This window comes from Lysinibacter sp. HNR, assembly GCF_029760935.1.
GTDB lineage: Bacteria > Actinomycetota > Actinomycetes > Actinomycetales > Microbacteriaceae > HNR.
In genome coordinates, this window is record NZ_CP121684.1 from 2,379,318 (window position 1) to 2,391,484 (window position 12,167).

Genomic DNA, 12,167 nt, shown 5'->3' on the forward strand with positions numbered 1-12,167 from the left:
TTAATAGAGGTATTAGGGGCGACTGTAAGATCGAAGAGGAGTGATATTGCTAGCAATCATCTCGGCCTTCATCGTTCTTTCTATGCTCACCCCGCTCCTCACTAAGTGGTTATCAAACCGGGTTTTTCTCGCCATTGCTCTCCTCCCGGCCGTAGCGTTTTTTTATACTCTCAGCCAGTCAGAACGAGTAATAGCCGGTGGAGCATACACAGAGTCCGTCCCGTGGATACCGCAGCTGGGCATAGCGCTCTCTTTCCGAGTAGACGCGCTGAGCTGGCTCCTGGCCCTCATCGTGACCGGGGTGGGCACCCTGGTACTCATCTACTGCGCAAGCTACTTTGGGAGAAACGAACAGGGACTCGGCCGTTTTGCGAGCGTTCTCCTGCTCTTTGCCGGGATCATGTACGGCCTGGTCACCGCCGACGACGTTATCGTGATGTTCATTTTTTGGGAGGCCACAAGCGTTCTCTCCTATCTCCTCATTGGCCACTACTCCCACAAAAAAGAGAGTCGCGGTGCCGCGCTCCAGGCCCTTCTGGTCACGACCTTTGGCGGTTTGGCCATGCTCGTGGGGATCGCCATCCTCATGGTTCAGGCGCAGAGCAGTTCACTACGAATCATCGTTGACACCCCCATCGACGGCCCTCTGGTCGCCGTCGCCATCATCCTCGTCATGGTGGGGGCCGCAAGCAAGAGCGCACTTGTCCCATTCCACTTCTGGCTTCCGGGAGCGATGGCCGCACCCACACCCGTGAGTGCCTATCTGCACGCGGCGGCCATGGTGAAGGCCGGTATCTACCTAATTCTACGCATGGCGCCCGGATTCACCGAAATCCCGGGGTGGCGCGAAGCGCTCATTATCGTGGGCATTATTACCATGCTGGTGGGAGCCTGGCGCTCACTGCGCCAAAACGATCTCAAGCTTGTGCTCGCCTACGGAACCATCAGTCAGCTCGGGTTCCTAGCCCTGATCTCCGGTTATGCTACGCGTGACTCTGCGCTGGCCGCCGAAACTCTACTCATCGCGCACAGCCTCTACAAAGCCACCCTCTTTTTAGTCGTGGGAATCATCGAGCACCGCACCGGCACGCGTGATCTCCGCAAGCTCTCCGGCCTTCGCGTCTCACAGCCAGGACTCGCCCTCATCACCCTGGTCTCCGTTGGTTCAATGGCCGGGCTACCCCCCTTCATCGGTTTTGTGGGTAAAGAGGCTGCCTACACAGCACTCTTCGACTCGGGCGAGGCCGGTAATACCTGGGGATGGGTCGCCCTCACCGGCATTGTTATCGGCTCTATCCTCACCTTTGCCTACTCGGCGCGGTTCCTCTGGGGAGCGTTTGCCACCAAAAAAGCAATCGCACCCACCCCCATCGTGCACCCCGATCGCGGCAGCATCCTGATCGCCCCCGCTATCCTGGCCGTTCTCACGGTTGCGGCGGGATTTGCAGCACCGTGGCTCGATTCCATTCTGAGCACCTACGCAGACTCATTTGGTGAGGGGCACTACTACCTGGCACTCTGGCACGGTATCGAACCCGCCCTTATTCTCAGTCTGATCGTGTTTGTCCTCGGCGGCATAGTGGTATGGCAACGCCTCCGGGTCACCGCCTTCCAGGCCAGAATTCCAGACTGGATTAACTCAAGCTCCCTCTACTGGAAAATCATTCGTGGCATTGAGTCCCTCTCACTCTGGGCCACCGCCGGCGTGCAGCGCTTTGGGCTTCCCGGCTATATCGCAACCGTGCTCGCTCTCTTTGTTGTCTCGGTGGGATACGGAATACTCGCCAATAAATCGTGGCCCGACTCATTTGTGCTGTGGGATTACCAGGCGCAGCCGCTCATCGCGCTCATCATGATAGTTTCGGCCTTCTGTGTCATCTGGGCACGTCAGCGCATCACTGCGGTGCTTCTTGCCGGTGTGAGCGGATACGGCATGGTTGTTCTCTTTGCCGTAGCCGGAGCACCGGATATTGCCCTGACACAGGCGCTTGTCGAAACCATCACCCTCGTGGTTTTTGTACTCGTCCTGCGCCGCATACCCGCAGCGATGAAACAACTTCCTCGGCAGCCCCGCCCCTGGATCAAGGTGGCTATTGCCACCGCCGCGGGACTCACCATGGCAATTGCGGGTTTCCTGGCCCTCGGATCAAGACAGGCTCAGAGCATTGCCGATAGAATGCCCGAACTCTCCCTCGAAGCTCACGGCTACAACATCGTCAACGTGATGCTCGTTGACATCCGCGCCTGGGACACCATGGGAGAAATCTCAGTATTGGTTGTCGTAGCAACAGGAATCGCGAGTCTCATCTTTGTGACCAAGCGAACGGGTGGCGCGCCCACACTGTTTAACGATAGGAACACCCGTAGACAAAAGAACCGCCGCAAAATCGTGCTTGAACCAGCAATCACGCAGGCGGTCATGATCGACGGTAAACCCCCCACATCCTTTGACCCCGACATCCCCACTCGAGGCACCTTCCTCATGGCGGGACGCACTCTTACAGCCCGCAATCGCTCGATTGTCGTTGAGGTTCTTGTGCGGTTGCTTTTCCACCCCGCAATTGTTCTCTCGCTCTACCTGCTCTTTGTGGGGCACAACATGCCGGGAGGCGGATTTGCTGGCGGATTGGTCGCCGGACTTGCCCTGGTCTTCCGCTACCTGGCTGGCGGGCGCTACGAGCTCGGCGAGGCCCTTCCCATAGACGCGGGCAAGATCTTGGGCACCGGTATCGTCCTGGCCGTGGGCACCGCGGTGGGCTCACTCATCGCGGGTCAGGCGGCCCTGCAGTCCACCTGGTTCGAATATGATCTGGGGTGGCTGGGAGAAATCAGCATCGGCACCACCACAATCTTTGATATCGGAGTATACCTGGTGGTTGTTGGGCTCATTCTGGATGTGCTCCGCAGCCTAGGTGCAGAAATCGACCGACACATCAGCAAAGATGCTGAGGTAAACAGCAGCAAGATTCAGGCGGAGGAGGCCGCTACCCGATGAACGCCTCAATCACGCTTCTTATCCTCGCAAGCTCGCTCTTTGGTGTGGGAATCTATTTGATGATGCAGAGAAACCTCACCCGAATCCTGCTTGGATTTCTGCTGGTCGGCAACGGGGTGAACATCTTCATCTTCCTCATGAGTGGCCCTCCCGGCGCGGCCCCTCTGCTCTCCGGAGTGACCGACTTTTCAGACCTCGCGGACCCTGTTCCGCAGGTGTTTATTCTCACCGCCATCGTAATTAACTTTGGTATCACGGCGTTCCTCCTCGCGCTACTCTACCGATCCTGGTGGCTCGCACAACTCAGCGGAGACGGCGACAACGTTTCCAGCGACACCACGGAAAACGATGAGGACAGTGTTGAGGTCTTTGAGCAGGCACACGGCGAAGACGACGCTATCCAGGAGGCACTTGACGCTTCCGATGACGAAGACCAAGACGATAGATCCGATAGCGACACAGACATAAAAACCGACAGGTCGCAACAACCGTCGGCCCCGACAATAAAGAGAGGTGAGAACACAACATGACCTGGCTTATCCCACTCATGGTGGCGCTCCCTCTCCTCGGTTCGGCGGTAACCCTTATCCTCAGCAAGTTTCGTCGCCTACAGATTCTGATCAGCGTGGGTGTCACCGCAGCCACGGTGGTTGTGAGCGTGGCACTCCTCATCGCCGTTGATACGATGGGAACCCTCGCTGTTCAGGTGGGCGGCTGGGCGGCACCGTGGGGTATCTCGCTGGTTGTCGACAGGCTCGCGTCAATCATGCTGGTCATCTCCGCAATCATGCTCCTGGGCGTTCTGGTCTACTCGGTGGGTCAGGGTATCGCCGATGGCGACCAGGAGGCACCGGTTTCGATCTTTCACCCCACCTACCTCATCCTCGCTGCAGGGCTCTTTAACGTGTTTATTGCGGGCGACCTCTTTAACATTTACGTGGGCTTTGAAATGCTCCTGGCCGCAAGCTACGTACTCCTCACTCTCGGGAGTACCGGTGTGCGGGTGAAAGCGGGCACCACCTATATCGTTGTGAGCCTGGTCTCCTCCATCTTCTTCCTGCTCTCCATCGCCCTCATTTACGGAGCTACGGGAACCGTCAACCTGGCTCAACTCTCCATACGATTGGCAGAACTTCCCGCCGATATCCAGCTCATATTGAACCTCGCACTGCTCATCGGCTTTGGGGTTAAGGCGGCCGTATATCCGGTATCTTTCTGGCTACCCGACTCCTACCCAACCGCTCCCGCCCCGGTCACAGCAGTGTTTGCCGGGCTCCTCACCAAGGTGGGCGTGTACGCGATCATCCGCACCGAAACACTTCTTTTCCCCGGGGGCCAACTCAACAACGCACTGCTCTGGGTCGCTCTCTTCACCCTACTCATGGGCATTCTGGGTGCCGTGGCCCAGGCCGACATTAAACGACTGCTCTCCTTTACCCTGGTGAGCCACATCGGTTATATGATCTTTGGCATCGCGCTGGCCACGGTCAGCGGGTTGGCCGCTACGGTGTACTACATCACACACCACATCACGGTTCAGACAACGCTCTTTCTTGCCACCGGCCTCATCGAGCGCATTGGAGGCACCACCTCAATCAACCGTCTGGCCGGGCTCCTCAAAGCCGCTCCACTCGTCTCCATTCTGTTCTTTATACCGGCTCTCAACCTGGGCGGGATCCCACCGTTTTCAGGCTTTATCGGCAAGGTGGCCCTGTTTATCGCGGGTGCCGAGCATGGGGGCTGGCTCGTGTGGACGGTTATCGGGGTAGGCGCGCTCACCTCGCTCCTCACCCTGTATTCCCTCATGCGCATATGGAACACTTCGTTCTGGCGCACCCCGGAAGAACTCAAAGATCAGAGCAACCCGATGCTCGAGAAACTGCACGAAACACCCGAAGAGACAATCGGTAATGTCAAAAGCACCACCCCCAAGCTCATGGTGGGAACCACCACCGTCATGGTGGGCTTAACGCTCTGCCTCACCGTTTTTGCGGGACCCATCCTTGAGTTTGCCACACGTACCGCCGAAGACCTCCTGGACCAATCCACCTACGTCACGGCCGTCTTCGATGAGGGGGTGATCCCGTGAGCCCCACAAGCGACAAGCTCCTTGCCAAGAGGGTAGGGCGCGTGGGTGCCCTGGTAGCCCAGCTCGGGCTTGTGGCCATCTGGATACTACTCTGGGGCCAGCTAGACTGGATGACCCTCCTCACGGGCATTATTATTGCGATAGTGGTTGGGCAGATTTTTTATCTACCCCCCGTCGACTTTGGCGGACGCTTCAGCCTGTGGCACTTCACCCTTTTTATGTCCCGCATGCTCATCGATATTTTTATCGCGAGCATTCAGGTGGCCTGGTTAGCGATGAATTGGCGCTACACCCCCAAGAACGCCATCATCGAGCTTGATCTGCACACCCACAACGACCTCATAATGACCTGGACGGTAGAGTCAATCTCACTCGTTCCGGGGACCATCGTTGTTGAGGCCGACCGTGAGAAGCGACGGCTCTTCCTTCACATCCTCCACGTGACTACTCCGCAGGAGGTCGAAAAGATCCGGCGCCATATGCAGGACACCGAGGCCCGTCTCACCCTGGCGTTTGGCACGCACGAAGAGGTGCGCCAACTACGCGCGGAACGTCAAAACGGAGGTGGTCTATCGTGAATGTTGCGGCCGTCATCATGAGCATTTTTCTCGGCATCGGGGCGATTCTTGCGGTAATAAGGATCATCGTGGGTCCCACCGCCCTTGACAGGGTACTAGGCCTAGACGTTCTTCTGGCAATCGTGCTCTGCGCCCTGGCCGGAGACATGGTCATCAACGAGCACACCAACACGCTGCCCCTGCTGGTTGCCCTCGCGTTCTTTGGAGTAACGGGCTCCATCAGCATCACCCGCTTTATCTCAAGACGGGACGAGCCATGAACTGGGACATAATTCGCGACATTATCACCGGGACCCTCCTCGTCTTTGGCTCCCTCCTCTCGGTTGCGGCCGGGGTGGGAGTCCTGCGATTCCCCGACGTACTGTCTCGCCTCCACGCGGGAACCAAACCGCAGATCCTAGGCCTCACCTGCATGGTAGTTGCGGTGGCAATACAAAACACGTCTCTCTCCGTGGCAGCAAGCCTGCTCGTGGTGCTGGTGATTCAGTACCTCACGCAGCCGATATCCGCCCACCTTATTGGGCGCTCCAGCTATCGCTCCGACTTTGTGGATAAGAGCACCCTGATTGTGGACGAGCTAGCCGATGATATCGCTGCTCGCGACAACGATACCGACGACACAGACCGCACCACATCAAAATAGTCGTCGTGCGAACGTAAGCTGCTTCAAGCTTCACATCCCAACCACAAACAAGGCTATCCGCTGATAGAAAACCACCCAGTTGTTCAGGTCTTCCGTCCAGGTATCGTCAGAACTCCCCTCACCGGAGTGAGCGTCTGCGCCGCTGCCGAAGCCGATACGCCAGTGTAAGCACAAGCGAGAGGGCAAGCACGACTGCCCCTGCGGGGCCCCATAGACTCGCAGTGGCACCGGTGTAGGGAAGAGTCACCGCCACCACATCAAAAATAGTAAGCACACCGTCCTGCACTACAAGCGAGGGATTATCCGCCAGGTTTAACAACACCAGTTCTCCCGTATCGGTGATCTGGAACGGTGCGGGCCTCGCCAAAAGCTCATGCCCCGCGGGTGCCCTCGTCTCCTCTATCCAGTAGTTGCCCGGCATCAATCCAAGCGGCACCTCATAGCGACCCGTCTGGTCGGCAACCGGAACAACCGTGTGATTATTCACAGGATTTCCTGGCCTACCCTGATCGTCAGCAAGAATTCTAAAAGAGGCACCCGTCACCGGTACCACGCCACCCGACGCGTCGACACCGTTCTTTTGAATCAAAACACGAGCACCCGTCTCAGAGATGGTGCTACAGGTCACACAGTTCGGTAGGCCCTCACTCGCATCACCCGTAACGGTATTGATGAGGGTCTTCAGCCAAGCATCATCATTTACCGTCACCTGATATGTCAGTGTTGCCTGCTGACTCCGAGCCAGACTAAAGGGCTGGGTGGTGAGAATTGCATCGACCGGGTCAGAAACTGTCTGAACTGAGCCATTACCAATCCGCAGACCCGCGCTTCCGGGAACAAATGATGCCGATTGCAATACCTCACTCAGATCATCCGTGATTGTCACACCGTTCACCGCAACCGTGCCCGCGCTCGCCGTTACCGTGTATGTGAGGATATCACCGGGGGCAACTCGGCCGTCCACCGGTTCTTGCCCGTTGACCGTCACCGCTTTATTTATTGACCAGGCCGGTGCAAGAATTGTCGTGCGTGTTGTCGACGTGTTGTTATTCGTTTGTGGATCCGCATCTGCCCCAGCCACCGTCGCTGTATTTGTGATCACACCCGTTGCAGACACAGGTACCCGACCCGAAATCTGAAAGCTAAAGCTCTCCCCGGCTTTCAGTGCTGCGGGTACAGCGGAAACATCATCCGGGCCATCTAAGCGTACATACGTTGGGTCATCGGTGTCTGACAGCGTATAACCGTCAGCAACCAGGGTGCAGCTCACGTCATGCCCGATAAGCACACACCCCTCAGGGGCATCGATGAGCCGCACGTCCGTCACCTCGGCCGGGACAGCATCTCGCACGACCACCCCGTGCGAATCGGAACTCGTCGAAGAGTTAGCCACTGTCACGTTCCACAATAGTTCCGCCCCCGCGCGCACCTGGCTTGGGGCCCGCTTCACAACGGAGAGGTCAGCACCGGGAAGACCAAAACCAAACGCGGTAACCCCGTAATTTCTCATGGTCCGCACACCCGGATTCGTAATAGTCTGGGTGATCTCTCCCATGTGCGGAACACCAAAGTTGATCTCCGAGACAAGGCCGTCCACAGCAAAAACGACCTGACCGTTGTACTGCCCGGCGCTATCGCTACACAGATTAGGATCCTCCGGTCGGTCGGGTAGGGTACGCCAGCTCATCCGTAATCCATCAAATACAATGTCAGCTTTGGGCCCACCGGCCACGGTGATTGGGGGTCCGGTCTGAGCATCAAGAACCGTAACCTGTCCCGAGGCCGGAACCTTTCCGTTAATAGACTCAAAGATGAGGTCAGACCAACCAACCACACATCCCTGTCCTCCTGATTGAGAAAGAATGGGACCGCCACTCTGCCCAAAAACAATGACCGGGTTAATCTGAGGCTCGTCGAAGGTCAACGTTGTCTGGTGTATTACGCATTCCCGACGCTCACCCTCATTGATCGTGTCATCCATGCAGTGCAGCAGGGAATCCGACCGATCTGGAGCGGGTATCAGGGTATAACCTACAGGTTCAAGACCCGCTGCCAGAGCAAGACCGTACCCGTCGGAGGTTTTTCCCATCCAGGTTACAAGCTCTGGTCCCAGACCCTGACGGCCAATCGTACGTTCACCCTCCGGTCCTGATAGAGTAACCGAACCGGGCAATCTACCGGGCATCTCTGCCGACATCGACAGTCGATCATCCTCCACTATCCACCGGCTCGAAGGGAGAACAGAGACGTAGCCCTGTGGCCTGCCCATCGGATAAGTTGGATTTACCGCGGTCGCAACCGCTTCTATTTCGTTCTCTCCAACAACGTTATTTGCGGTCGCCGTTGCGGGTAACACGAATGCAAGCATCCCCACACACGCGATAGAGGCAACCGTTTGACGGGCACGGTTTCGCCATAATAAAGGCATTCGCATCGCTATAAAACTCCGGTTTAGAATCGAGAACATACACAACTGGGATGAATCGATCACGTTTTTCTTACGCGCCCCCGAAAAAAACTCGCAACACACACGTTGTTCACAGTCTCATCGCCCGGTGAGGACATTCACTATACTGTTTATGCGTATATACAGCGTCCCCCTCCCCCACCCTTGCCCCCACGCAACCAGGTATCTCTAACACTCAAGAACAAAGGCGTTGGATGTGAACACGGCACACAATAATAAAAGGGAACGTCCAGAAGAAACCCCACAGAACCCTCTTGATCAACCCCGCGGCGGCCCCCTCAGCGGCCTGATCATCGCCGACTTCACACGCGTTTTGGCCGGTCCCTATTGCACCATGTTACTCGGTGATATGGGCGCCACCGTGATCAAGGTGGAGAGTCCAGCAGGCGACGATACCCGCGGTTATGCCCCGCCCTACCTGAACGAAGACGCCACCTACTACCTGAGCAGCAACCGCAATAAGCACTCCGTGGTGCTCAATCTCAAGAACGAGCAGGATCGTGAAGTCGCCTTGCAATTGGCGGCAGTATCCGATGTCTTGATTGAGAACTTTAAGGTTGGCGGGATGGCCTCTTTTGGCCTCGACTACGATGCGGTAGCCGCGGTAAACCCCGAGATTATCTACACCTCAATTACGGGCTTTGGTACGGGTGAGGGCGCACAGTATCCGGGTTATGACCTCTCAGCTCAGGCGTTCTCGGGCATGATGTCAATTACGGGAGAAAAAGACGGTGGCCCCCTGCGGGCCGGGTTTGCACTCTTCGACGTTATTACGGGACTCCACGCAGGGATGGGAATTCTGGGGGCGCTCCACCATCGAACGCTCACGGGCGAGGGGCAGCTTCTTGAGCTCAATCTGCTCAGCTCGGCCCTGTCTGGCATGGTCTATCAGACGTCGGCCTACGTGGCGGGTGGTGAAGTTCCGACTCGCTTGGGCAACGAGCACCCCAGTCTCTACCCCTACGAGCCCTTTCCCACGACTGACGGCTCTCTTGTGGTGGCGGTGGGTAATGACACCCAATTTGCCCGGCTCTGCGTCCTTCTTGGGCTCCCCGAGCTCGCGTCGGACACTCGCTTCTCCACCATGGCCGCACGCAACCAGCACCGCGAGGAACTGCGTCGCACGCTCCTTCCCCGGTTCGGGCTCGACACCTCCGAGCACTGGTTTGATGAGCTCACCCGGGAGAAGATTCCCTGCGCCCCGGTTAACACCATCGCGCAGGGGGTAACCACCGCCGAACGTTTTGGGCTTGATCCCGTGGTGTTTGCCGGAGAGGGAGAACGGCGTATCCCCACCGTGCGGCACCCCGTCAGCTACTCGGCAACCCCGGCAAGCTACGATCTCGCTCCGCCCGTTCTTGGTTCAAGCACTCAACTCGTGCGTGACTGGCTCACAAAGCACAACCCACACTCAGAGGAGATATAAGAATGACCCTTAATAGTTCGTCCGTCGATAGAATTTTTGATGTGTCCGCGCTCGTTTCCGCCGAGGATTGGGCCTGGCACCAACGTGCCCTCGACTTTGGTCATCACCATCTCCACCCTCACATAGACAACGATTTCGATGCTAAACACTTTCGTCACGAGATCGTCTCCCAGCTGGGAAAGTCGGGGTTTTTAGGTATGCACATTGCAGGTTACGGATGCGCGGGTGCCAGCGCAACAGCCTACGGTCTGGTCTGTCACGCACTGGAACAGGTTGATAGCGGCTGGCGCACCCTGGTCTCCGTGCAGGGGTCACTTGCTATGGGGGCCATAGCCCACTGGGGTTCAGAGGCTCAAAAAGAGGAGTGGCTTCCCCGTATGGCCCGCGGAGAGGTCCTTGGCTGTTTTGCGCTCACCGAACCCGAGGGTGGCAGCGATCCCGCCGCAATGACCACCTTTGCCCGGCGCGACGGCAGCGACTGGGTTCTGAACGGCACCAAACGCTGGATCGGTCTGGCTACTCTCGCCGATGTTGCCATTCTCTGGGCACAAACAGACGACGGGGTGCGCGGCTTTATCATCCCCACAGACACCCCCGGATTCCACGCCGCCGAGATCACCAATAAACTCTCGATGCGGGCCTCGGTGCAGTGTGAAATCACCCTCACCGATCTTCGCCTGCCCGATTCTGCCCGGCTGGAAAACGCGCTCGGATTGCGTGGTCCCTTCACCTGCCTCACGGAGGCTCGCTACGGTATCGCCTGGGGAGTGATGGGCGCGGCCAAGTCCTGCCTCGACGTGGCTGTGGAGCGCGCAACCTCGCGCGAGGTTTTTGGGCGGCCCATCGGAGCCAACCAGCTCATTCAGGCAAAGCTCGCGAACATGCTCGTGGAGTACCAAAAGGGCATGTTACTCGCGCTACACCTGGGAACACTACACGATGTGAATGAGCTCACCCCCGCTCAGGTGAGCATCGGCAAGCTCAATAATGTGCGTGAGGCAATCTCAATCGCATCGCAGGCCCGATCCATTCTGGGTGGTGACGGGATCACCAGTGATTTCCCGGTGATGCGACACATGGCCAATCTTGAGTCTGTTCGCACCTACGAGGGAACCGATGAGATTCACACCCTCATACTGGGTCGTGAACTCACCGGTATTCCCGCCTTTTAACCACACCCACCGCGGGTAGAGTGTGAATCGGGATGGGGGATACCGATTCACACTCTACCCGCGGTGAGACCTGGGTTAGGGCTTTACTTTCTTGGGAAGATTGCGGCCCCACCTAGAAACAGGATGTGCAACACAGAAAACACATACCGCACAACAACCCCAGAACAATATAGATCCCTAACAGCATTCACACACTTAAGAGCGAAACTAAGTTTATTATATACAACCCCTAGTAGAAAAACAAATTAATAAATAATTATTTAAATAGAAAACTTTACATTCTATATTTACCGCTTCACCGCAACCCGCGCAATTCCTATGGTGAGAGCAAAGATCTAGCACCTAACGCCGGGAACAGCGAGCACAGGCACTAAAGCCATTAGCGGAACGCGACGACGGACATCACTCCGACAGCGTCCGTCAAAACGAACATTCCAAAGATAATCACAACGAGACACCAGCAAACCCCCACAGAACGTCAATCCCCAGCCCCTGGCCCTCAACAGAACACTGAGCCTATAACCATCTTAGGAAACCATAAGTAAATATACAAATTAATGTCGATACTAATTAGACAATAAAGTTTATAATTTATCGCAGTAGACACGCCTTCAATCACATCAAGGCCCAGCCCCTCAGCCCCCTGGCCCTTTGACGGAACCGAAGAGACAGAAGATCTCGTGCCGCACTCGTTGCATTCTTGGATATCGCAACGCCAAAACTCACACTCACGACAGCAGCAACCGGCAATCGAGACACGACATCCCGCTTACCCGAATCATTGAAGAACCACAACC

The 12,167-nt window shown here is 56.9% G+C and carries 9 protein-coding genes; 8 read left to right on the top strand and 1 reads right to left on the bottom strand.

From position 1 onward, the window contains the following. Positions 1 to 46: 46 nt before the first annotated feature. Genes FrondiHNR_RS10890 through mnhG form a run of 6 tightly spaced genes read left to right on the top strand, consistent with a single transcriptional unit; the run spans position 47 to position 6,305 of the window. Entirely contained in the window at positions 47 to 2,995 is a 2,949-nt protein-coding gene (locus tag FrondiHNR_RS10890) for a Na+/H+ antiporter subunit A (protein WP_279352788.1), read from the top strand. Continuing rightward, positions 2,992 to 3,525, top strand: coding sequence for an NADH-quinone oxidoreductase subunit K (locus FrondiHNR_RS10895; RefSeq protein WP_279352789.1), 534 nt, complete (start codon positions 2,992 to 2,994; stop codon positions 3,523 to 3,525). Before FrondiHNR_RS10890 ends, FrondiHNR_RS10895 begins: the two co-directional genes overlap by 4 nt. Continuing rightward, positions 3,522 to 5,084, top strand: a complete 1,563-nt coding sequence (locus tag FrondiHNR_RS10900) for a Na+/H+ antiporter subunit D (RefSeq protein WP_279352790.1) — start codon at positions 3,522 to 3,524, stop codon at positions 5,082 to 5,084. The genes FrondiHNR_RS10895 and FrondiHNR_RS10900 overlap by 4 nt, the downstream gene beginning before the upstream one ends. Next, complete coding sequence (locus FrondiHNR_RS10905; RefSeq protein ID WP_279352791.1) at positions 5,081 to 5,662, top strand: Na+/H+ antiporter subunit E; 582 nt, start codon at positions 5,081 to 5,083, stop codon at positions 5,660 to 5,662. The genes FrondiHNR_RS10900 and FrondiHNR_RS10905 overlap by 4 nt, the downstream gene beginning before the upstream one ends. After that, positions 5,659 to 5,922, top strand: coding sequence for a monovalent cation/H+ antiporter complex subunit F (locus tag FrondiHNR_RS10910; RefSeq protein WP_279352792.1), 264 nt, complete (start codon positions 5,659 to 5,661; stop codon positions 5,920 to 5,922). Before FrondiHNR_RS10905 ends, FrondiHNR_RS10910 begins: the two co-directional genes overlap by 4 nt. Continuing rightward, the gene (mnhG, locus tag FrondiHNR_RS10915; protein WP_279352793.1) at positions 5,919 to 6,305 is read left to right on the top strand and encodes a monovalent cation/H(+) antiporter subunit G; all 387 of its coding nucleotides are present in this window, start codon (positions 5,919 to 5,921) and stop codon (positions 6,303 to 6,305) included. Before FrondiHNR_RS10910 ends, mnhG begins: the two co-directional genes overlap by 4 nt. Positions 6,306 to 6,423: 118 nt before the next feature. On the opposite strand, the gene FrondiHNR_RS10920 is transcribed toward mnhG, so the two are convergent. Next, positions 6,424 to 8,733 carry a SpaA isopeptide-forming pilin-related protein gene (locus tag FrondiHNR_RS10920; RefSeq protein ID WP_279352794.1) on the bottom strand — a complete coding sequence of 770 codons (2,310 nt, stop codon included), beginning with the start codon at positions 8,731 to 8,733 and terminating at the stop codon, positions 6,424 to 6,426. Positions 8,734 to 8,968: 235 nt separating this feature from the next. Here FrondiHNR_RS10920 and FrondiHNR_RS10925 point away from each other — a divergent pair, with 235 nt between their 5' ends. Both FrondiHNR_RS10925 and FrondiHNR_RS10930 read left to right on the top strand, forming a co-directional pair. Then, entirely contained in the window at positions 8,969 to 10,198 is a 1,230-nt protein-coding gene (locus tag FrondiHNR_RS10925) for a CoA transferase (RefSeq protein ID WP_279352795.1), read from the top strand. 2 nt (positions 10,199 to 10,200) lie between these two features. Further along, complete coding sequence (locus tag FrondiHNR_RS10930) at positions 10,201 to 11,370, top strand: acyl-CoA dehydrogenase family protein (protein ID WP_279352796.1); 1,170 nt, start codon at positions 10,201 to 10,203, stop codon at positions 11,368 to 11,370. Positions 11,371 to 12,167: the final 797 nt, after the last annotated feature.